The 21,449-nt window shown below is 45.7% G+C and carries 23 protein-coding genes; 11 read left to right on the top strand and 12 right to left on the bottom strand.

Features of this window, described 5'->3' with window-relative positions; all coding sequences use genetic code 11:
* Positions 1-60: 60 nt before the first annotated feature.
* Together BLS14_RS26280 and BLS14_RS26285 are read right to left on the bottom strand one after the other, a co-directional pair.
* Positions 61-315: a hypothetical protein gene (locus BLS14_RS26280; RefSeq protein WP_024632648.1), complete on the bottom strand. Its 255-nt coding sequence runs from the start codon at positions 313-315 to the stop codon at positions 61-63.
* Positions 312-1,505, bottom strand: a complete 1,194-nt coding sequence (locus BLS14_RS26285) for an NAD(P)/FAD-dependent oxidoreductase (RefSeq protein WP_024632649.1) — start codon at positions 1,503-1,505, stop codon at positions 312-314. The genes BLS14_RS26280 and BLS14_RS26285 overlap by 4 nt, the downstream gene beginning before the upstream one ends.
* A 534-nt stretch (positions 1,506-2,039) precedes the next feature.
* Between BLS14_RS26285 and BLS14_RS26290 the strand changes: the two genes are divergently transcribed.
* Both BLS14_RS26290 and BLS14_RS32360 read left to right on the top strand, forming a co-directional pair.
* Positions 2,040-3,014 (top strand): NAD(P)/FAD-dependent oxidoreductase, encoded by a 975-nt coding sequence (locus BLS14_RS26290; protein ID WP_211754064.1) that lies wholly within the window; start codon positions 2,040-2,042, stop codon positions 3,012-3,014.
* 84 nt (positions 3,015-3,098) lie between these two features.
* The gene (locus BLS14_RS32360; protein ID WP_072735483.1) at positions 3,099-3,350 is read left to right on the top strand and encodes a hypothetical protein; all 252 of its coding nucleotides are present in this window, start codon (positions 3,099-3,101) and stop codon (positions 3,348-3,350) included.
* A gap of 21 nt (positions 3,351-3,371) precedes the next feature.
* Here the strand turns inward: BLS14_RS32360 and BLS14_RS26295 are convergent, their stop codons facing one another.
* Both BLS14_RS26295 and BLS14_RS26300 read right to left on the bottom strand, forming a co-directional pair.
* On the bottom strand, positions 3,372-3,515 hold the full coding sequence (locus BLS14_RS26295) for a sporulation histidine kinase inhibitor Sda (RefSeq protein ID WP_024632651.1): 144 nt from the start codon (positions 3,513-3,515) through the stop codon (positions 3,372-3,374).
* A gap of 355 nt (positions 3,516-3,870) precedes the next feature.
* On the bottom strand, positions 3,871-4,530 hold the full coding sequence (locus BLS14_RS26300; protein WP_090954680.1) for a YheC/YheD family protein: 660 nt from the start codon (positions 4,528-4,530) through the stop codon (positions 3,871-3,873).
* Between the two features lie 236 nt (positions 4,531-4,766).
* On the opposite strand from BLS14_RS26300, the gene BLS14_RS26305 reads away from it, so the two are divergent.
* Together BLS14_RS26305 and BLS14_RS26310 are read left to right on the top strand one after the other, a co-directional pair.
* Entirely contained in the window at positions 4,767-5,021 is a 255-nt protein-coding gene (locus BLS14_RS26305) for a hypothetical protein (RefSeq protein ID WP_063566109.1), read from the top strand.
* Between the two features lie 26 nt (positions 5,022-5,047).
* On the top strand, positions 5,048-6,574 hold the full coding sequence (locus BLS14_RS26310; RefSeq protein WP_090954681.1) for a Ppx/GppA phosphatase family protein: 1,527 nt from the start codon (positions 5,048-5,050) through the stop codon (positions 6,572-6,574).
* On the opposite strand, the gene ppk1 is transcribed toward BLS14_RS26310, so the two are convergent.
* On the bottom strand, positions 6,534-8,615 hold the full coding sequence (gene ppk1, locus BLS14_RS26315; RefSeq protein WP_063566111.1) for a polyphosphate kinase 1: 2,082 nt from the start codon (positions 8,613-8,615) through the stop codon (positions 6,534-6,536). The two genes, BLS14_RS26310 and ppk1, sit on opposite strands and share 41 nt — an antisense overlap.
* Before the next feature lie 247 nt (positions 8,616-8,862).
* Here ppk1 and BLS14_RS26320 point away from each other — a divergent pair, with 247 nt between their 5' ends.
* From BLS14_RS26320 to BLS14_RS26330, 3 genes are all read left to right on the top strand, one after another.
* Entirely contained in the window at positions 8,863-9,090 is a 228-nt protein-coding gene (locus BLS14_RS26320) for a hypothetical protein (protein ID WP_072735535.1), read from the top strand.
* Between the two features lie 417 nt (positions 9,091-9,507).
* A complete protein-coding gene (locus BLS14_RS26325; protein WP_231952713.1) occupies positions 9,508-10,488 on the top strand; it encodes a glycoside hydrolase family 53 protein in 981 nt (326 codons plus the stop codon).
* Positions 10,489-10,975: 487 nt separating this feature from the next.
* Positions 10,976-11,485 (top strand): hypothetical protein, encoded by a 510-nt coding sequence (locus tag BLS14_RS26330; RefSeq protein ID WP_064635715.1) that lies wholly within the window; start codon positions 10,976-10,978, stop codon positions 11,483-11,485.
* A 96-nt stretch (positions 11,486-11,581) separates the two neighbouring features.
* On the opposite strand, the gene BLS14_RS26335 is transcribed toward BLS14_RS26330, so the two are convergent.
* The gene (locus BLS14_RS26335) at positions 11,582-12,223 is read right to left on the bottom strand and encodes an NAD(P)-dependent oxidoreductase (RefSeq protein ID WP_090954683.1); all 642 of its coding nucleotides are present in this window, start codon (positions 12,221-12,223) and stop codon (positions 11,582-11,584) included.
* A 218-nt stretch (positions 12,224-12,441) separates the two neighbouring features.
* Positions 12,442-12,798 carry a HesB/IscA family protein gene (locus BLS14_RS26340; protein ID WP_063566114.1) on the bottom strand — a complete coding sequence of 119 codons (357 nt, stop codon included), beginning with the start codon at positions 12,796-12,798 and terminating at the stop codon, positions 12,442-12,444.
* A 628-nt stretch (positions 12,799-13,426) separates the two neighbouring features.
* On the opposite strand from BLS14_RS26340, the gene mqnE reads away from it, so the two are divergent.
* Both mqnE and BLS14_RS26350 read left to right on the top strand, forming a co-directional pair.
* Positions 13,427-14,533 carry an aminofutalosine synthase MqnE gene (gene mqnE / locus BLS14_RS26345; RefSeq protein WP_072735487.1) on the top strand — a complete coding sequence of 369 codons (1,107 nt, stop codon included), beginning with the start codon at positions 13,427-13,429 and terminating at the stop codon, positions 14,531-14,533.
* A gap of 221 nt (positions 14,534-14,754) precedes the next feature.
* Positions 14,755-15,816, top strand: a complete 1,062-nt coding sequence (locus BLS14_RS26350; protein ID WP_063566178.1) for an NAD(P)/FAD-dependent oxidoreductase — start codon at positions 14,755-14,757, stop codon at positions 15,814-15,816.
* Here the strand turns inward: BLS14_RS26350 and BLS14_RS26355 are convergent.
* Entirely contained in the window at positions 15,813-16,067 is a 255-nt protein-coding gene (locus BLS14_RS26355) for a YuzB family protein (RefSeq protein ID WP_063566116.1), read from the bottom strand. The two genes, BLS14_RS26350 and BLS14_RS26355, sit on opposite strands and share 4 nt — an antisense overlap.
* A gap of 80 nt (positions 16,068-16,147) precedes the next feature.
* Here BLS14_RS26355 and BLS14_RS26360 point away from each other — a divergent pair, with 80 nt between their 5' ends.
* Positions 16,148-16,393: a NifU family protein gene (locus BLS14_RS26360; protein ID WP_024632664.1), complete on the top strand. Its 246-nt coding sequence runs from the start codon at positions 16,148-16,150 to the stop codon at positions 16,391-16,393.
* Between the two features lie 68 nt (positions 16,394-16,461).
* Here the strand turns inward: BLS14_RS26360 and BLS14_RS26365 are convergent, their stop codons facing one another.
* The gene (locus BLS14_RS26365) at positions 16,462-17,241 is read right to left on the bottom strand and encodes an SDR family oxidoreductase (protein ID WP_072735488.1); all 780 of its coding nucleotides are present in this window, start codon (positions 17,239-17,241) and stop codon (positions 16,462-16,464) included.
* A 324-nt stretch (positions 17,242-17,565) separates the two neighbouring features.
* Between BLS14_RS26365 and BLS14_RS26370 the strand changes: the two genes are divergently transcribed.
* Positions 17,566-18,570, top strand: coding sequence for a DUF2167 domain-containing protein (locus BLS14_RS26370; RefSeq protein WP_090954685.1), 1,005 nt, complete (start codon positions 17,566-17,568; stop codon positions 18,568-18,570).
* A gap of 168 nt (positions 18,571-18,738) precedes the next feature.
* Here BLS14_RS26370 and BLS14_RS26375 read toward each other — a convergent pair whose 3' ends face one another.
* The 3 genes from BLS14_RS26375 to BLS14_RS26385 all read right to left on the bottom strand — a co-directional run bounded on the left by BLS14_RS26375 (position 18,739) and on the right by BLS14_RS26385 (position 21,349).
* Positions 18,739-19,575: a MetQ/NlpA family ABC transporter substrate-binding protein gene (locus tag BLS14_RS26375; protein WP_053783256.1), complete on the bottom strand. Its 837-nt coding sequence runs from the start codon at positions 19,573-19,575 to the stop codon at positions 18,739-18,741.
* A gap of 79 nt (positions 19,576-19,654) precedes the next feature.
* Positions 19,655-20,314, bottom strand: a complete 660-nt coding sequence (locus BLS14_RS26380; RefSeq protein ID WP_090954687.1) for a methionine ABC transporter permease — start codon at positions 20,312-20,314, stop codon at positions 19,655-19,657.
* Positions 20,315-21,349, bottom strand: coding sequence for a methionine ABC transporter ATP-binding protein (locus tag BLS14_RS26385; protein WP_072735492.1), 1,035 nt, complete (start codon positions 21,347-21,349; stop codon positions 20,315-20,317).
* Positions 21,350-21,449 lie beyond the last annotated feature (100 nt).

The following is a 21,449-nucleotide window of genomic DNA, read 5'->3' on the forward strand; positions in this document are numbered from 1 at the left end:
TGAATATGAAATGTTTAATAATAAATGGATGACTCAGGTTCTTTTGGATAACGTGAATGCTTAATCCTGATCCTCTTCATCAACCGCTTTCAGAGATTCCAAAAACTCAGCCGTTGCCCGGTCACGGTCACGTCCCTTCTCCTTAAGCCGCTCAATGGCAGGCAAAATGAGAATATCAACTTCCTTCTGAACGATATAAGCCAGATCATACTGATCCTGTTCCTCCAGATAACCGCCAACCTGCATCAGGGCGTTGTAACGATCCAGTTCTTCGCGTGTGAGTAATCCTCTGACCTGAACACTGCAATGTCTCATCCAAAAAACCGCCCTTTCTTCAGAACCAAAGGAATGCCACCGATGATAAACAAGTACCGGAGATCCACCAGCTTTTTCAGCTGAGCCGCCTTCCATCCCTTGTATTTCTTACCGCCTACGACGGCGATAGCTTCACCTTTCCCCAGTGACGCAACCGTACCTTTACTTGTAAACACAAAAGGTTGAGGCTGCTTTTTGCGGATGGCAGCGACAACGTTTTTGGCACAGTTAACACCTTGCTGCATCGCGATCTGAGCTGTTGGTGGATATGGACGCCCTTCGTTATTGAACACCAGTGAATTGTCACCGATGACATATACGTGCTCATGCCCTGGGGCACGAAGAAATTCATCGACCTTCACCCGTCCGCGCATCACTTCAAGACCTGCCTGCTCAAGCAGGGCGTTTCCACGAATACCGCCGGTCCATACAACCGTTGCTGCATCGAGTTTTTCTCCTTCACCCACAATGACTCCGTCTGGCAGACATTGTTTGATCGGAACACCGATTTTAAAAGTAACACCTTTTTTCTTCAACACGTTCATTGCATGTTCAACCAGTTCTGGATCAAAGCCCGGCAGAGCTGAAGGCGCTGCTTCCACATTATAGATGTGCACATTTTTGGGATTCACGTCGAACTCCTTGCAAAGCTGAGGAATTCGATCCGCAAGTTCAGCCACGAATTCGACACCACTGAAGCCAGCCCCACCCACAACAAAACGAATGCGGTTACGTTTATTATCGTTTTTGTACATAGCAAACTGATATTCGATATGTTCGCGAATCATTCTGACCGAGTTAATGCTGCGAATCGTCATGGCATGATCGAGCATGCCTGGAATACCAAAGGTCTCCGGTTCCCCACCCAAACCAATAATCAGATAATCATAGGATAACGTGCCATCCTCCAGAATAATCTTCCGATCCTGCAGGCGGATCTCTTTCACCGAAGATTTGACCAGATCAATCTTGAACTCGTCAATCAGCTTCGAAATCGGGACCCTTGCATGTTCAATGGTATCTGTGCCGGCTGCCGGCATATGTAGATGTGTAGTGATATAATGATAATCATGCCGGTTCACCAATGTGACATCGGCCTCGTTATAGTTCAATTCCTTCTGCAGCCGCTGGGCTGTCAGAATCCCGCCATAGCCCGCGCCGAGGATGACGATTTTGGGAATACTGCTCATGTCTATACCCCTTCCGGTTTCGTTGCATCAGCCATTCGATTGTTTTGTTGTAAAAAGGCTCTTACTTACCCATATTGATGAGGTCTTATCCATTATGACGACAAATGTTAACTTCGCGAATTTATTTGAACTTTTTGCATGCAAGTTATCGATTAAAATTGTGAAATTATACACAAGATTCAACAAAACGCGGGTATTGTCTTCACATTACAAATTGGGGCTAAATTAGACAAAAAAACACATAGTACAGGTCAAGGATATCTGTATTTCTGGCAAAGATCAAGGTTTTTTTTGTTATTTTTCATAACCTTTCATTTCCAATTTCATCCTATTCTCACCTGATCTTCATCTATTGTTCCCAGATTCATCAAACTGCCAACTTTGCAACCCAGTTTACACCGTTTATAATGAGAAAGACAGTTCAGCAACAAACGCTGGTTACCATACGTACCCGGCTTTATTATTTCTGTTAACTACCTATTAAAATAAGAAAGGTGTTGTTGATTCTTGACTGCACAAACTGCCGGTCATGACATGACCGATTTACTTATTATTGGTGGCGGCCCTGCGGGTCTGTTCGCCGCGTTTTACGGAGGGATGCGTCAGGCATCTGTTACTCTGGTTGAAAGTATGCCACAACTTGGTGGACAACTTGCCGCCCTCTATCCCGAAAAATTCATCTATGATGTAGCCGGGTTCCCGAAAGTTACCGCTCAGGAGCTGGTGAATAACTTGGTGGAGCAAATGAGCCATTTTAACCCGAACATTCGTCTTGAGGAAAAGGTTGTATCCGTAGAGAAATTAGAAGAACGTCACTTCGTCGTAAAAACCGATGTGAATGAGTATCACGCCAAAGCCGTAATTATCACTGCAGGTGTGGGTGCATTCGAACCCCGTCGTCTGGAGCTTGAGGGTGCGGCCAAATTCGAAAAAACCAATCTGCACTACTTCATCAGTGACCTGAATGCCTTTGCAGGCAAAAAAGTACTGATCAGCGGTGGCGGTGACTCCGCTGTAGACTGGGCGCTTATGCTTGAGCCAATCGCTGAGCAAGTAACCCTGATTCATCGCCGCGACAAATTCCGCGCGCATGAGCACAGTGTCGAAAACCTGATGAATTCCAAGGTGAACATCGTTACACCTACCGAAATTACGGAGCTTCATGGTGAGGACAGCATTACCAAAGTTACTTTGGCTCACGTTAAAACCAAGGAAACACAGGAAATTGAAGTCGATGATGTAATCGTCAATTTTGGCTTTGTCTCTTCCCTGGGACCTATTGCAGAATGGGGCATCGAAATTGATAGCAATTCCATCGTGGTCGATTCCCGCATGGAAACTTCGATTCCGGGTATCTATGCTGCCGGAGATATTACAACTTATCCAGGCAAGCTGAAGCTGATTGCTGTCGGATTCGGTGAAGCACCAACCGCAGTGAACAATGCCAAGGTTTACTTCGACCCAGATGCTAAGTTGTCCCCGGGACACAGCAGTAACATGAAGCGCTAATTCCTTATGGAATCAAATAGAACATAAAAGACACAAAAAAGGGTATCTTACTCCTGAATGAATTGAACATCAGGAGGGATACCCTTGTCTTATATATGCCCGCTGTGTAACGGTCTGGTTGTACCGGAGCAGGCTTGTCCCCACTGCCTTCAGGGACTGTCAGAATGCGGCAAATTGGACGATTACACCGGACCATACAGCCCCTACGTCATTCACACTTCCTCTGACACGGCAGACGAAGCCGAAAACGTTTGCAATCATATGATGTACTGTCACCATTGTCAGACAAGCACGCTATGGCCTGTCAATCTATGGGACATGTCCGGAAACCTGTAGCATTGCCTGCAATGAGGATCTCTAGTGAAGAATGGCAGATACGTCGGTACCCAGTTTGCGCTTATGGATTTCTGCCAACAGCAGTGCGATGAAATCTCGTTCGAGATCCAACTCAATCGCCTTATGGTAGGAATCCAACAACATCTCATCGGATAACATAGCCATTTCCCGCCACAACCTTTCCTTTTTTTTCCTCAAAACTATCATATCAGAGATTTATAAAGAGAACAAGCGTTCTTGTTATCCACAACGTTATGTGGAAATCCTGTGTATAGTTTGTTGATAAATGGTAAAAATGTTGATTGATCAACGTGGATAGTGTGGACAGTATTTATACACAGGATCGTAGCTTACCGAACAGAACGATTATCAGAGCATTTTTTTTAGAATAAATTCATAGTTTCAAGAGTTGATGCGAGTAAATTACCCTTAATTGTTAAATTTCAAACGTTTTCCATCTAGTTTCCTACTATATTACTATCGGATTTTCTTTGGATTTTTTTAGCTTTTTTAACCATTTTCATTGCGGTCTGGTGTTCACTTCCAAAATCCATATCTTGCCTGAATGATCCAGTCCATAATCGAAGCCGAGCTGCCCCACACCTTGGAACTGACTTTCCATGATATGTGTACAGGTGAGTGTCAGTGAACGCATCTCGCGACGTTTATGTTTACCGGAAATATGAGGTAAGGACAGAGCGAGCGCTCTCCTACCGGACAGCATCGTCCCTCCTTTGCTAAGATTGGTCACGACAAGTCCCGGACGAGCGAGCCGTCCCACCATAGAACGAAATACCCAGCCTCTTTCCGTCTTGACAACTTTGACTCTGTAATCGATTGGTCTGCCTTGAATGGTTGCGAGATGAATGCCTTGTTGAATAAGGTATCTCCGTCTGGCTTTTACACGGATTAGGGAGCGGTACATCTGATCAAACTGAGTAAATGAACGGGTTATCTTCATATGAGTATAACGATAGGCTCCTCCGCTTGCTGATACTCTAATGACACCGTAACCTCCACCACCGACAATAGGTTTGATATACACCATTCCATAATGACTAAGCATGTTTAGCAGATTCCCCGAGTTGAACGCCTTCGTCTGTGGAATGTGGACAGCAGCTACCGGATATTTTAACAGCGCCGCTGTCTTCAGCCATTTGCTTGCAAGCTGTCTCGACATGGGTTGATCTCCTTTCGTGAACAATAGTCCTTCCTTATACATACTCAACAGAAGCCGTGCTTTCTTGGATGTCTGTCCAAGGCTGGGGCCCCTTTTCCGTTGATATAGTCCATCAGCTTGGTTCAAGGCCGGAACAGGCGCCTGGTTTGCTTTTCAAACGCATCAATCTATCGTATGCTACTAAGGAATGGTTTGGAGAGGCTTAAATATGAGGATCTAAGGAGCGTTCAGAAGACATGGAATCATTTTTCAAATCACTGTATGGCGTAGCCTATTTTGCAATTTCTATCGTTCTGGTAGCCATTACGGTACTTCTATTCGTTACAGGTATTCGACTGTTTATGAAGAAAAGCAATCGCGGTTTTGCTGTAAGTTGTATTCTGTTTGCCTGCTTTATCGTCTTCATCATTGTGGTCATGCTGACCACGCCCTTCTCCTCGACGCCTCCGGGTTCACCGGAAGCCATGGCTGCCTTGCTAAAAGTCGGGTAGATTAACCTCTGTAGAAGGAGATGCTTATGACACATAACGAAATACTCGGAATCATCGATATCGGCTCCAATTCCATTCGTCTGGTTATTTATGAACTCGACCAGGATGGAGCCTATCGCATCATTCATGAAGACAAATATGCCGCTCGTCTAAGCAATGTGGTTGAACAAGACGGAACCATCCTGCGACATTCACTGGATAAGGCCATTACGATTTTGCGACAATTCAGGGCTACTTGCGAAGCATATCAAACCAAGCTTATCCGGGCTGCAGCTACGGCTGCCATTCGGAATGCAGGTAATGCCCCAGAAATTATAGGTTGGTTGGAAGCCGAGACGGGACTTACCATCGAATGTGTATCCGGTGATCAGGAAGCCTATTACGGTTTCCTAGGTGTCACTCAATCGATTGATCTGGCGGATGGTTATGTCGTGGATATTGGCGGCGGCAGTACCGAGATCACTGTATTCCGTAATCGAAAAAGACTGCACAGCATCTCTCTGCCTATTGGTGCGGTTAACTCTCATGCCCGTTATGGTGGGGAAGATCAGTGGACTGAGGCAAATGCGGCTGCACTATGTAATGAAGTTATACAGGCATTAAGCGATCAGGATTGGGTTACACAGCATCCCGGACTACCTCTCATTGGACTTGGTGGCACCATGCGTACACTGGCCAAAGTGGAGCAGAAGAGAACACAATACTCACTACCGGTTACGCATCATTATGAAATCGGTGCAGAAGAGATGGAAAATATCGCTCGTTCTTTGCCACATCTAACCTCGGCACAACGCAAGAAAGTACCCGGACTTGCCAAGGATCGTGCCGACATTATTGTTCCAGGTGTACTCATATTGCGGACGGTCTTCCGAATCATCCAAGGGGATCGTTATGTCGTGAGCGGAGCGGGATTACGCGATGGTTTGCTAAGGGATCTCCTTGCTGAAGGTAAGCCAGTCGTGCCAGATGCGCTGCGGGACAGCATTCGCAACTTCATTCATTTTGGTCCACCCATTCCGGAGAAACGTCTGAATCGGATTCATCATGATGCGCTTACTCTGTATACTGCCCTACAAGGTAATGCTCCCGATCCAGCGGATGCCCGAATTCTGTATACGGTCTCCATGCTGCACATGGCTGGAAAACAGATTAACTACTTCCGGTATCCCCAGCACTCGGCTTATTGGATCATGAATGCAAGCATCTACGGACTATCTCACCGGGAGACCATCCTGAGTGCTGTTGCAGCCGATTATCATCCCAAAAAAAGAACGCCCCAGCTGCTGCATAAGCACAAGGACATTCTCAAGGATTCGGACGAACGGCATGCCCATCGTTTGGGCTCTCTGCTGCGCGTGACTGAAGCGATTAATCGATCTGAAAGTATAACCGCCATAAAGGCGGCAAAAGAAAACGACTCGCTGCAGATACAATTCATCTGTACAGCCGAGCCGTTACTGGAACTCAGTGGCCTTGACGATGCCGTCAAGGATTTACAGGAAGCTTGGGGAGTTACGTTAACGCACTCCATTCAGCAGGCTTCCAGGGAATAATGCCCATCGCCTCCGTCTGACTTCTCAGCGGGGGCTTTTCATTTTGTACAAAAACATAATTGCCGCCAGGCATAAGCTCTCTTGCCTTCACATTATCCATGAGCGACAGATTCAATATATCGACCAGCATCTTCTTCAACTCCGGATCAAACACGGGACACATCAGTTCTATTCTCCGCTTCAAATTACGGGTCATCCAGTCTGCGCTGGATAGATACACATCCGGATTCCCGCTATTTTCAAAATAAAACAGTCTGGAGTGTTCCAGAAACCGGTCCACGATGCTGATCACCCGAATATTCTCACTAAGCCCCTCTACCCCGGGACGCAAGCAGCATACACCGCGCACGATCAGATCGATCTGTACTCCAGCTTGAGATGCCAGATACAATTCATCAATGATATCCTGATGGGATAAGGAATTGATTTTGGCAATAATCCTGGACGGTCTTCCCTTGAAGGCATGCTCCCTTTCCCGACGAATGAGCGCGAACAGTTCATCCTTCATGCCGTCAGGGGCGACGCGGAATGCCTGCAACGCTTTGGGTCCTGAATATCCGGTAATCTCATTAAACAATTCCGATGCATCCTCACCAATGATGGGATTGGAGGTAAACAGTCCTACATCAGTGTATATTTTGGCCGTACTTTCATTATAGTTACCTGTTCCAACATGCACGTACCTTCTCAGACCACTCTGTTCCCTGCGTACGACGAGAATAATCTTGGCATGAGTCTTTAATCCGACCAATCCATATACGACATGACAACCTGACTTCTCCAGCGTGCGGGCCCATGCAATATTCCGTTCTTCATCAAATCTGGCTTTTAATTCAACAACAACCGTCACCTGTTTGCCGCTCTCAGCTGCATGAGCCAGTGCGGGGATGAGACGGGAATCCCCATTCACCCGATATAACGTCATCTTGATCGCCATCACACGCGGATCTTCCGAAGCTTCCACAATAAAGTCCGTTACCGGTTCGAACGATTCGTATGGATGATGCACGAGCACGTCCCGTTTACGCAGCAGTTCAAAGTGACTTTCCCGAGGAAGGAACTCCAGAGGATACACAGGCTGTACCGGACTATATTTCAAATGAGAGAAGCCTTCCAGACTATCTACAAACCCGGCCAGAAAGCTCAAATCCAGTGGTCCATCGATCTCATACATAGGGTCTTGAATATCGAACTCTTCCTGCAACTCTAGCAACGCATCCGGGCGGAAATCCTTACAAATTTCCAGTCTTACCGGTGCTCCCCGGCGTCTGCGTCGCAGCTCCTTCTCAATCGCCTCAAGCAAATCCTCAGCTTCTTCTTCATTAATAGAAAGATCCGCATTGCGGGTCACTCTGAATTCCTGTACAGCCAGCGGCACATATCCGCTGAATAAGGTATGAATATGATGTTTGATGAGATCTTCAATCAGAATGAACGTTTTCTTTTTACTATTCGCCCTTAAAGGCGCCTGAACTACGCGCGGCAGATTGGAAGGCACCTGAACGATAGCCAAAAATGGCTCGCCCTCCTGCTCTTCTTCCTTCTGCAGCATCACGGACAGATATACAGATTTATTGTGTACCAGTGGGAATGGCCGGCTCGAATCGATAGCCATCGGTGTTAAAACCGGGAAAATGATCTCATGAAAATACTGGTCCATTGCTCGCTGTTGGGTCATATTCAGATCGGTATATTCCTGGAAATTCACGCCTTTCTTGGCGAGAAGACGAATGAGCTCCCGATAGGTTTTATATTGCTCGGCGACCATGGTCCCCGTTCGTTTAATCAATCTACGGTACAATCCGGCAGGGGTGTAGCCCGTAAAATCCTTTTGCGTAAATCCAGCCTTGATCTTCTCTTTCGTCTCCGCTACCCTTACACTTACGAACTCGTCCAGATTACTGGCGACAATACCAAGAAACCTCATGCGTTCCAGCAGAGGTGTTGTTGGATCTTGTGCCTCCTGGAGCACACGGCGATTGAATTCTACCCAACTTAAATCACGGTTAACGTAGTTACCTGTTTTGACATCTCTATGCATGTATGGCCTCCGAATTTGTTACATATCTATTCTTGGTTAGATGTTATGAACTAATTGTACTATTCGTGATTGGCTACAAGCGTCAGCGTAGTGTAAACGCTATGTAAAATTTATGTAAATGATACCTCATGACGATAACTTTTTCCATCCCTTTACAAAGAGCAGGAGACAGAGTAAAGTGATTTACAGTGTAAAATGTCCGGTTGCTGTCCACATTCTAAAATTGTTTTTGTTAAAGGAGTATATAATGAAATCGAACAAACCTAGAACGTTACAAAAAAATATAGAGTTTTTCACGGCTGCACTATCCCAATGCACGGTAACCGCATGGCAGGAAGATCCAGCTGGCGTATATTGTGAAGTGGGTCGCGGCATCGTAGAGCAGATCAGCGAAGACAGCGTGAGAATTCGCAACGATAACGGTACAAAGAGTCATTATGATCGGGATATCACGATGTTCCAAACCGAAAAATAAATTTTTCGTAAATATGAAAAAAAAGACTAGCTTTCCGTAAAAGAGTGATGTATACTCTTGGCACAAGGAAAGGAGGTGCGTCAACATATCTAATCACATGTTGAACGTGTCCCTTACCCGATCCACTAGCTCAAATTAACTGATTCTGGTGGAGGCGCGGGATACGGATCAAGGTTTCAAAAAGCGCCACGGGTAGAAAAGCCGTCTTCGGACGGCTTTTTGTTTTGTCTTTTTTGGGGAGAGGTTGAAAAAACAACCAAAATATTGGAAATGGACCCTGTAGCTGAGTAAACAATGCTCGCTATAATTAGGTTGCAACTCAACCCATATTCGAGGAGGCATATTGTAATGTTCAAAAATGTAAGGGGTTTCAAAACATCCATCGCTCTGGTCTTTGTTTTGTTATTCACCTCCATTATGCTGCCCGCAGGCCAGCATGCCAGTGCAGCACCGAGCTTCGCCAAAGGAGCCGACATCAGTTGGGTGCCCGGGATGGAAGCGCAAGGCTACAAATGGAAAGACAAAAACGGCGTACAGCGTGATATTATTGATATTTTGAAAAATGATTACCAGATCAACTCCGTTCGTATTCGTGTCTTTGTTAATCCTTCGAACGATTATGGTAACGGTTACATGAACAAAGATCGTGCAGCTGCGCTGGCCCTGCGTGCCAAAAATGCAGGCATGAGTGTCATGCTGACGCTGCATTACAGTGATTCCTGGGCTGATCCGGGTCAACAAACGAAACCTGCAGCCTGGAAAAACTACACGTTCCAGCAGCTGATGGATGCTGTATGGAATCACACGCGTGAAGTTATGACGGCCATGCAGAGCAAAGGCGTAACCCCGGACTGGGTACAAATCGGTAACGAAACAAGCAACGGTATGTTATGGGAAGATGGAAAAGCATCCACCAACATGAAAAATTATGCGTGGCTGGTGAATACGGGCCATAATGCCGTAAAATCCATCAGCACCAGCACCAAAACAATTGTTCATTTGGCGGGCGGAGATGATAATGCCCTCTATGTATGGAATATCGGTGGTCTGATCGATAATGGTGCCAACTTTGACATGATTGCCATGTCCCTCTATCCTTCCGCTTCCGGCTGGAACACGGCTGTTACCAATGCTGTGAACAATGCCAAGGATCTGATCAACCGGTATGGTAAGGAGATTATCGTATCGGAAATCGGGATGGATAATACGCAACCAGCAGCCGGTAAAAGTTTTGTCGCAGCGATGAAAACGCAATTCCGCAACCTGCCAAACAGCAAAGGTAAAGGCGTATTCTATTGGGAGCCTGAAGCAACGCCGGGCTACAACGGTGGTTACAGCAAAGGTGCATGGCAGTCTAACGGCTTGCCGACCGTAATGTTGGAAGGATTTATCGACTAAACACGGGAATAAGTGACTGGTGAGCAGTAGGTGGCCGTTACGGGTACGGATCGTTCTTCTGATCGCTGTTATCCCCGGATTTTTTTGAATGTCCTATTTCATAGGACAAAATCCGGGGATAAAGGCGAACGCTACCGCTTCTTCAGAATCGATTCCGTCCCTCCACTACGCTCGCTGCTTATGAGACACTTCTAAAATGTGTTTAGTAGGAATTTGGGGTAGTAAAAAGAAAAGGCGCTGCTTCCGTTGGGGAGTAGCGCCTTTTTTTGAGAGTTGTAGTGAGTTGTTTGGGTTGGATGCTTTAAGCTAGGCTAGGTGGTTTGCTTCTTCAACTCAGTTAGATCGAATTCGTTGAATTGGTTTCATGTTAATTAGGAACGCTTGATGAATCTGAACGTAAATAGTCTTATCGCTCATATACTTATATAATATAAGATATAGAATTCAGACAGCACATGTGCAACCTTATTTCAAAGGTGGGGAATATATGGGATTTTTAAAAGAACTGGGTCAGTTTGCTGGAGAAGTTACCGGAAAAGTACTCGGCGGCACTGTCCGAGTGGCTGGAGAACTTACAGGCAGTCCATTCATTAAAGAAATTGGTAATGGCGTAGAAAAAGCTACGATTAATACAGGGAAAACCGTAGGACAACTTGCCAGCGGTACATATGATATGGCGAGTGGTGTGATCAGAAAAGACAACACAACGTTAGACGCCGGACTTGCCGATATTGGAGGAGCTGTTTCCAATACAGCTAAAGGTGTAGTGGTATCAGCTAAGTATGTGTATAACGGTGGCAAAGATGTTGTTGTCGGCATGAAAGACGAGGACATGGAGAGAGTCAAGCTCGGGGCTAAGAATCTAATTGCCGCTGCGGCAGTCACTACATTGGCTGTAGGACTCGTTGAGGTTGTAGATGGTGTTGAAAGTATGGAGTCGGCAGAGTCCGTAGAATTGATAGAAAATCCAAATACAGATGACGTTACACCTTCCTAGCATCGAGGATTTTAGAGCTTCAACTTCATACGAAAAAAATGGACGCTAATCAGTATAATGATTGGCGTCCATTTTTCATCTTCAACTTCAATTCAATTACTTCGCTTCGCCTACAACCGTAAAGCGTTCGTTCTTATGCTGCGGGTTTTCGATCTCATCGACCAAAGCGATGGCATAATCAGCATAGCTGATGTAACTGTTTCCTTCGCTGTTCACCAGAATCAGATCTTTACCAGACTCGTACTTGCCTGTTCGTACACCCTCTGGATTAAAGAATCCCGCCGGGCTCAGGAACGTCCATTGGATACCTGAAGAAGCTTGCAGATCCTGCAAGTTTTTACCCTGGTTGGTCGCTGTTGCTTTGTATGCATCAGGGAATCCAGGGGAGTCTACAACACGCAAGGTTTGAGTTTCATCTGTGAACAGACTGCCTGCACCACCAACAACGATCAGACGAGTATTCGGCGCCTCTTTCAGAACGTTAATCAGGGCTTGTCCTGCTTCCACATGCAGATTCTCTTTCCCGGCTGGCGCACCGAATGCATTGACGATCACGTCGAATGATTTGGCATCCTCTGCCGTGAGGTCGAATACATCTTTTTCAAGTACGTTCAGACTTTTATCTTCCACTTTGGATGCATTACGAACGATCGCTGTCACTTCATGCCCTCTATCCAACGCTTCTTTCAAAATCAAATTCCCTGCTTTGCCTGTCGCGCCAATGATTCCAATCTTCATCATAATCTCTCCTTTGTGATTAGGCTCTGTTAAATTTCATAATGTAACTATATTAGTTACAACATAACTTGTCAACTTCACCTCTCTATAAAAAAGCGTCCAGGTGCCCTCTTAATATGAACAACCAAAATACATACCAAGCCACCACGCAAAAAAAAGACCTCCATAACGTGATTAGTACAAGACTAATCCGCTATAGAGGCCGCAATTCACAAATATTAACAATCTTTATCCGGTACGCCTGCTTCTTCTCTCGTCCGGAAGGATGAGCCACAGCCGCATGTTGCCACTGCGTTCGGGTTGTGAATGGTGAAACCACCGGACATGCCGGATTCTTCAAAATCAATTTCCAGTCCATTCAAATATTTCAGGTTTTCCTTCTCTACAACAACCTTCATGTTCTGAATATCCATATAGAGGTCCTCATCGGACTCTTTATCGTCAAAGCCCATGGCGTACGAAAATCCGGTACAACCGCCCGGTGCTACGCCAAGACGCAAGAACATACCAGGTGTCTCTTGCTGCTCAAGCATTTCTTTCAATCTGTCTGCAGCCGTTTCGCTGATGCTAATCATGCCAGGTCACTCTCCTTTTTCATATAAAATCATGTTCAAAAAGGGCGCTTTTCAGTACCAAGAAGATGGGATGAAGATAGAAATGGAGTAGCGGAGCGTAGGCAAAACTACGTGAGCAACGGACATTTCGGCTGAATCCCATATTCGACGCTGAGATGCCGCTAGGCATCCTTCGTAATCAAAAGCGTACTTTTTGAACAACCTTTCGTTAACTCTTCTTTAAATTATACTCCACCCCGTCAAGGGGCTCAAGTCATCTTTGCCTGTTTCCGCGTTCCCCCTTAACTCCTTTTTCTTCCCAGTGTATTGAACCCCCGGGACACGAGGTTTATAATGAGTAGGTGATCGCTTTGAAATGTCGATATTTTGTCATGACTTATTCAGGCGATGGTCATATATAGAGTTGTAATTTTTTTCACATTTCGAGACTGTACGCAGTCCCCAATGCATATAGAGTCACAAGACTCATTTTGATGAAAAATCAGCTTTACGTACGCAGCATAGGCTGCACCGGGTAAATAAGAGTTAGTCCATATAAGAAGCGGCAGATGACCGCATCTTTTCTATGTAGTTCTGTAAGTAAGTCCTACACACAACTCGATTCCGGTTAAGAATAGGAGGATACAAAATGTCTACATTGGTAACACCGTTCACAGACAAAAGAATGGCTGAAATCGTTGAGAAAGTGCAGAACGGCGTAAGGCTGACCGTAGAAGACGGCGTTTATCTGTATGAAACGGATGATCTGCTGACTTTGGGCCAACTGGCCAATGAGGCCAACCTGCGTAAGAATGGCAAGAAAGTTTATTTTATTGAAAACATGAGCCTTTATTTTACCAACGTATGCGAAGCCCACTGTGCTTTCTGTAACTTCCGCAAAGATCAGGGCGAAGATGGCTCTTACACGTTGTCCGGTCAAGAAATGATCGATTACGTAGAACAGCATATTCACCCAGGTGTACGCGAGTTCCATATTGTAGGCGGACATAACAACCATGTTCCTTTTCAATATTATGTCGATTCCTTGCGTGCTTTAAACGAGAAATATCCGGATGTTACGCTGAAAGCCTACACGGCTGCCGAGATTGATTTCTTCACTCGCATCAGCGGACTGAGCATCAAGGAAGTACTACAAGAACTGCAAAAAGCAGGTCTGAAATCACTGACTGGTGGCGGCGCTGAGATTCTGTCCGATGAATACCGCAAAAAAATGCGTGTAGACAAAGCGAACGTTGACCGTTATCTGGAAGTGCACCGTACTGCTCATCATTTGGGCATGCGTACCCATACAACGATGCTTTATGGATCCATTGAGTCTTATGAGGATCGCGTGAACCATATGGTACAAATTCGTGAACTGCAAGATGAGACCAACGGATTCATGGTATTTATCCCGCTCTCCATGCAGCCGAAAAGCAAAAACGCCAGCATCATGCGTCGTAACTCCGCATACGAAGATCTCAAAACGATTGCGATCAGCCGTCTGATGCTGGATAACATCGATCATATCAAAGCATACTTCATCAACATCGGTCCACAGCTGACTCAAGTCGCCCTTGGATTCGGTGCTTCGGATGCACACGGAACTATCGTTCGCGAACGGATTAGTCATGCAGCAGGCGCACTAACGCCTGAAGGCCTCACCCGCAAAGAGCTTATATGGTTAATTAAGGGTGCTGGACGCATTCCGGTTGAACGTGATACGTTCTACAATGAAATTCAAGTGTACGAATAGCATGTAGTATGAGCATCATTCCCATAAGCGACTTTCATTCAACTCGGGAGCGTTTGGCATGGAGTGGTGCGGATTACTGAAACATATCTGTAATTTTAAATGCCCATTTTCAATCATTTCAAATCCAGATTAAAAAAACAGGAGCAGCTATGTTATTGCATAGCTGCTCCACAGGTTACAGCCCCGTTCACACGGGACTGATGCAGAAAGGAAGCCGAGTCATGAAAAATTTCGTCATTCTCGGAGGCGGCTACGGTGGCCTCACGATTATCAAGGAACTTCTGGAAGGCAAGATCCCGTCAGATACACAAATCGTGTTGGTGGACCGCAGTCCCTTCCAAGGATTGAAAACTGAATATTACGCACTCGCAGCAGGGACCGTATCCGATTATGACCTGCGTATCCAATTTCCAGTCAGCGACAAAGTCACTTATCGTTACGGAGAAGTAACTTCGATTGACTTGGAACAGCGTCAGATTGAATTTGAAGGACAGGACCCGTTGGAATATGACAAGCTCGTGATTGGGCTTGGATGTACAGACCGATTCCACAATACACCGGGAGCGGAGGAATATAGCTGTACGATTCAAAGCTTTAGCAAAACACGGGAAACCTACCTACGTCTTAACGAAGTCAAAGCTTATGGTAACGTGCATATCGTCGGCGGTGGATTGAGCGGCGTCGAGATCGCTGCCGAGCTTCGTGAGAGCAGACCGGATCTGAACATCAGCATCCTGGACCGTGGTGAACGTGTATTATCCGCTTTTCCGCAGCGCTTGTCCGCTTATGTTCATGAATGGTTTGGTGAACATCAGGTCGAGACACGTGGGCATATTGCCATTTCCCGACTTGAACCGAACGCCATTTTCAACCGGGATGAAGAAATTCTGACGGATGCGGTAGTCTGGACTGCCGGCATTCAGCCCGTAAAAGTCGTACAGGATCTCGATGTGACCAAGGATCCACAAGGTCGTGTCGTACTGAACGAATATTATCAAATTCCAGAATATACCGATGTTTATGTAGTAGGTGACTGTGCCAGCGTGCCTTATGCACCAAGCGGTCAGGCTGCCGAAGTACAGGGTGAACAAATCGCCCATATTCAGCATGCCCTCTGGAAAGGCGAAAAGCCCAATCCGCAGCCACTCAAGCTTCGTGGCACACTCGGTGCACTCGGCAAGAAGGCTGGATTTGGGCTGATGGGCAAAACGTCCATGATGGGACGTGTGCCACGTATTCTAAAAAGCGGCGTGCTCTGGATGTCCAAGCGTCATCTCGGTTAATCGAGATCCAGCTCATCCCAGGCATCGGCTTCGGCAATTTTGGCCAATATAGCGTTATATAAATCCTCCACTTTGTCGGTGATGACAAGCTCGCCATTCACCAGTGCAAATGGAGTCATGTAACATTGGCCGCAGTTGCTGAGGCAGCCGTATTCTATCACATCATAGTCTGGATTTTCTTCCAGTTGATCCATGACTTCATCTGTGCCAAAATGCATATTATTGGCACAAAATTCAATAATCGGTCTCATGTAGGTTCACCTGCTTTGTTTGACCATTTTAATTTGTGGCCAATTGTAATATACTATAGTGAGGAAAGGAGTTGAAAAAAATGAGCGAAAACGCACAAAGCACCATGTATGATGAGGTATCTGAAGTGCTTGACAAACTTCGTCCGTTCCTGCAACGCGATGGCGGTGACGTGGAACTGGTCGACGTGGAGGACGGCATTATTAAGCTGAAACTGGTCGGTGCCTGCGGTAGCTGCCCAAGCTCCACCATTACCTTAAAAGCCGGGATTGAACGCGCCCTTCTCGAAGAAGTTGAGGGTGTTGAAGAAGTCGTACAAGTATTCTAATCAATCCTTCACGAAATAAACCTCAAGAGCCTTTCGCTTCACATGAAGCGAAGGGCTCTTTTTTTGTGCTATGCATCCTCACGCTGTATGTTAGGACGAATCGGGTCAAGTCCTCCAGATACATCCATAATGTTACCTGTTATAAAATCGGAATGATCCAGACACAGATAGGTAATCACCCGTGCAATATCTTCCCCGCTTCCAGGACGTCCTCTCGGCGTTTCCTCGTCGGTTATACCTGCCATCTCATCAATCGTTTTCTCTTTGTTGGCACCGCGAATATCACCTGGACAGACCATATTAACCGTAATGCCGTAGGGAGCTTCCTCCACAGCAAGTGTCTTTGTAAATGAAACCAGACCTACCTTCGCAGCAGCATAAACCGCCCGATGAGGCCATGACCTCGCTTCTCCTGCATGACTGAAGCCAAAATGTATAATTCGTCCCCACTGCTTGCGCCGCATCTCCGGCAATACACGCTGATCCAGCAGCATCGGTCCAAGCAGATTTCCTTGCACAAGCATCTGAACCTCATCTTCGGAATACTCGGCAAACAGTCGACGTTCACGGACAAAAGGACCCGCGTTGTTCACGAGAATATCAATGCTGCCCAGTTTCTCTTCGACCTGAGCAACGAGCATAGTGATCTCTTCTGTCTTGGAAATATCGGCCTGAATGGCAATACACCGCACACCCTTGGCTATGATCTGAGTCTGTAACGCCTCAGCTTCCGTACGGCTATGTACGTAATTGAGAGCAATATGGCAACCCTGATCCGCCAGACTGAGAGCCGTCATTTTACCAAGACCTTTGGCACTTCCCGTTATGAGGGCAATCTTTCCCTTCACGTTCATCCCCCTCTTCAAAGAGCAGTCACTCATTCAGTATAAAAGATTTATCATCCCCCCACAACTCGTGTTTCCCACCAATCTGTACCATTTGCAAAAAAGTGTAAATTAAGGACTAAATACTTATCTTTCAAACCATTGAAATAAAATGAATTAGGTCTTTTGTAGGAAAATTAACCCTTTATATCCATAATTACCTTGTCTGGTCTGGATGCCTATGTTAATGTCGATAAGTCCTTATTTTCTTATGAATATAACGACACAATACATATGTTCATGTAAATGACAACATTGCATGACACCTTCGAAAGGAATACAGCGTAAATGAAAAGATGGTTAGCCTCTCTACTCGCAATTTTGCTTATCGCCTCATTTCAAGCTCCATTCTCGACCACAGCATCTGCAGAAAGTGAAAGCAATAGCTCCACCGAAGATTATCAATGGATTGATGGGCCTTCAGACGTAGTCCTTGATAACAAAGCAACATTAAACGTAGCTGAAAATCTCTCCTATCTCGATGCAGCTAACACCCAAAGGTTCCTGGAAGACACGGACTCCTTCCCCAATGGAACGGAAATTGGAAGTATCTATGGCGCCGGCGAAAACTCCAACTGGTATGTTATCTTTGAATATAACGATACCGGTCATGTCGATGATAGTGAGAAAGACGATCTGGATGCCGATGAACTGCTCGATAGCTACAAAAGAGGTACAGAAGATCAAAATGAGAAAACAACCCCCGAAAATCAATTGTTTATCACCGGATGGGAAATTGAGCCCACCTATGACAGCAGCAAACATCAATTGATCTATTCTCTTGGTCTTGAGGATGCAGAGCGGGAAAAACTCGTCAATTATAATGTGAATGTACTCACCCGCGAAGGATACATCGGTGTTATCCTCGTTACGGATAGTGCCAATTTTGAAGAAAATCGCAAACAGTTTGAAAGCTCCGTGCTTAACCAGCTCAACGTGATCAAAGGAAATACCTATGAAGAGTTTGATGCATCCGTAGACAAAAAATCAGAACTTGGCCTGACCAGTCTGATTCTCGGTGGTGCTGGTGTAGCTGTAGCTAAGAAAGTTGGATTATTGCTTTTACTTAAAAAAGGATGGTTTGTCATCGTGGCCGCTATTGTCGGTGCTTTCGGATGGATTCGTCGCAAGCTGACCGGCCGCAAAAAAGATGCTGACCCAGGAGATCAGAATTCGCTATCTCCTGCAGAGGAAGCTTACCAACAGCATGCTACTGGACAGGAGTCCGCAGGCTCTGATAGCCAACAGACAGATGGACATTCAGATACTGATCCGAATCCGAATAAACATTAAAGCTTATAAGTAACGTACTTAAAGTGCTCTTACATTGAAGCACTCTTTAACATGATGTACAAAACAAAAAGCCCTGCATTCTCCATAAAGAGAATGCAGGGCTTTCTTTAGTAGTTCCATAACAAGTGGAGCCGAGTATACAATATATTTTCAGCTTAATCGTTCAGCTTAAAACGCCGGTTCTACAGCACCTTGATAACGTTCTTTGATGAATGTTTTAACCTCTTCGGAATGCAGGGCTGCAGCCAGTTTTTGGATGGCATCTGCATCTTTGTTATCTTCACGGGATACGAGAATGTTTGCATAAGGGTTACCTTGCAGGTCCTCGATCAACAGCGCATCCTTCTCTGGGTTCAGATTGGCTTCCAGCGCGTAGTTGGCGTTGATGAATACCAGATCTGCTTCATCCAGTTGACGAGGCATCATGGCTGCATCCAGCTCGATGATATTCAGGTTTTTCGGATTGGCTGTAATATCCTGAATCGTAGAAGTGATATTTGTGTTGTCTTTCAGCGTGATTAGTCCTTCTTTCGCAAGCAACAACAGTCCACGACCGCCGTTGGATGGGTCATTAGGAATGGCTACTTTTGCGCCGTCTTTCAACTCATCCAATGATTTGATTTTTTTGGAATAGCCAGCAAATGGCTCAACATGCACAGGTGTTACAGCAACGAGATGGAAACCACGTTCTTTGTTCTCTGTATCCAGGTAAGGTTGGTGTTGGAAAAAGTTCGCATCCAGTTGTTTATCTTCAAGCTGTTGGTTCGGTTGAACATAGTCATTGAAAGTCACGATTTGCAAGCGAATACCTTCAGCTTCGAGTTCAGGCTTGATGCTTTCCAAAATTTCTGCATGTGGTGTAGGGGATGCTCCCACTTTCAATTCTACGGTGCGCGGTGCGCCTCCAGCATTATCAGCGCCGCTATCGGAATCCTTGTTGTTTCCGCAAGCCGCTAGAACCGCAATCAGCATAATACTAAGTAGAGCAAAAGACCATTTTTTCATGTGTAAAACCCCTTCTCCAATAAATTTTTTTGCATTTTGCCCCAAATCGATACCGAATCAGGTAAATGCTATATATGTGTTATTTCCTGGTGAACCATTTAACCAAACGATCGCCAGCCATCTGAAGCACTTGCACCAAAATGATCATAAATACAACGGATATAATCATAATTTCATTCTGATATCGATAGTAGCCATAATTAATTGCCAATGTTCCAAGACCTCCACCACCGACCATTCCCGCCATCGCCGTGTAGGAAACGAGAGTTACGATTGTAATGGTGATACCAGCTATCAGACCCGGCAATGCCTCTGGCAGAAGTACACGCCTTACAATCTGTCCAGTTGAAGCTCCCATCGCCTGTGCGGCTTCAATGACGCCACGATCCACTTCACGCAGTGTAGTTTCCACCAACCGGGCAAAGTATGGAGCTGCGGCAATGACGAGTGGTGGTATAACGCCCAGCACTCCCGTAGCTGTACCGACCAGTGAACGCGAAAATGGAATGAGTGCAACAATCAAAATGATAAAAGGCACTGATCGCAGAATATTTACAATAAACGATAGTATCGTGTACACCACTTGAGATTGAATCGAAGTCGACCTTGCCGTCATAAACAGCAATACGCCTAGCGGCAAACCAATGATTATCGTGAACAGGCCCGATGCTCCTAGGATTTGCAGTGTTTCAATTGAAGCCTTACCGATTTCTTCCCAACGCACTGTTGAAAAATCCATTTAACGAAGCACCTCCACATCAAGTCCCTGATCCACTAATTCTTTAATGGTGAGATTAATCTCATCTGACTGCCCCTCAAACCGAACGGTCAGCTGTCCATAGGGAACTTGTTTGATCGTTGAAATGGTGCCTTGCAAAATGGCGAAATCCACTCCTGTTTTACGAACCGTTCTGGACAAAATCGCCTCATAGGTTTTATTGCCCAAGAAGGATATTTTCACAAGCTTAGAAGATCCATCCTTCTGTAATGAGACATCTGCACTCGCCAGAGCGGTCTCTTCTAATGCAATTCCCACCTCATGGTCCCGCATCATAAAGTCACGCGTAATGGCATGCTGCGGCTTGAGGAATACTTCCGTCACTGGCCCTTGCTCCACGATGCCTCCCTGATGGATAACCGCCACCTGATCACAGATATTCTGGATCACGTGCATCTCATGGGTGATTAGAACAATCGTGAGATTATACTTTTCATTGATATCCAGCAATAACTTCAGAATCGAATCAGTTGTCTGGGGATCAAGTGCCGATGTGGCCTCATCACACAGCAGCACGTTCGGATCACTCGCGAGCGCTCTCGCAATACCTACCCTTTGCTTCTGTCCGCCTGACAGCTGGGCCGGATATTTATTGCTGTGGTTCTCCAGTCCAACCAATGCGAGCATTTCCTTCACTTTTCGATCAATTGCAGCCTTGGGCGTATTAACGAGCTTTAAAGGAAAAGCCACATTGTCATATACCGTAGCTGAGGATAACAGATTAAAATGTTGAAAAATCATGCCGATCTTACGCCGTTGTTGTTGCAAATCGGACTTATTGAGATCGGTTAGGTTGATTCCATCAACCCAAACCTCGCCTGCCGTGGGGCGTTCGAGCAAATTGATACAACGGATCAATGTACTCTTGCCTGCACCGGAATGACCGATAACTCCGAATATTTCACCCTTGCGGATATTCAAATTTAGTTCCGATAAGGCCGTCGTACTTTTTGAACCTTTACCGTACTTCTTGGTTAAACCTTTTAATTCAATCAAAATTACTGCTCCTTCCCACTGCCTACATGTATCTTTACCCGAATGAAAGGAAAACTCCCCTTCATCGTACAAAAAAAGAGCCCCTTTTGCAGAAACAAAA

Source organism: Paenibacillus sp. OK060 (assembly GCF_900101205.1).
Taxonomy (GTDB): Bacteria; Bacillota; Bacilli; order Paenibacillales; family Paenibacillaceae; genus Paenibacillus; species Paenibacillus marchantiae.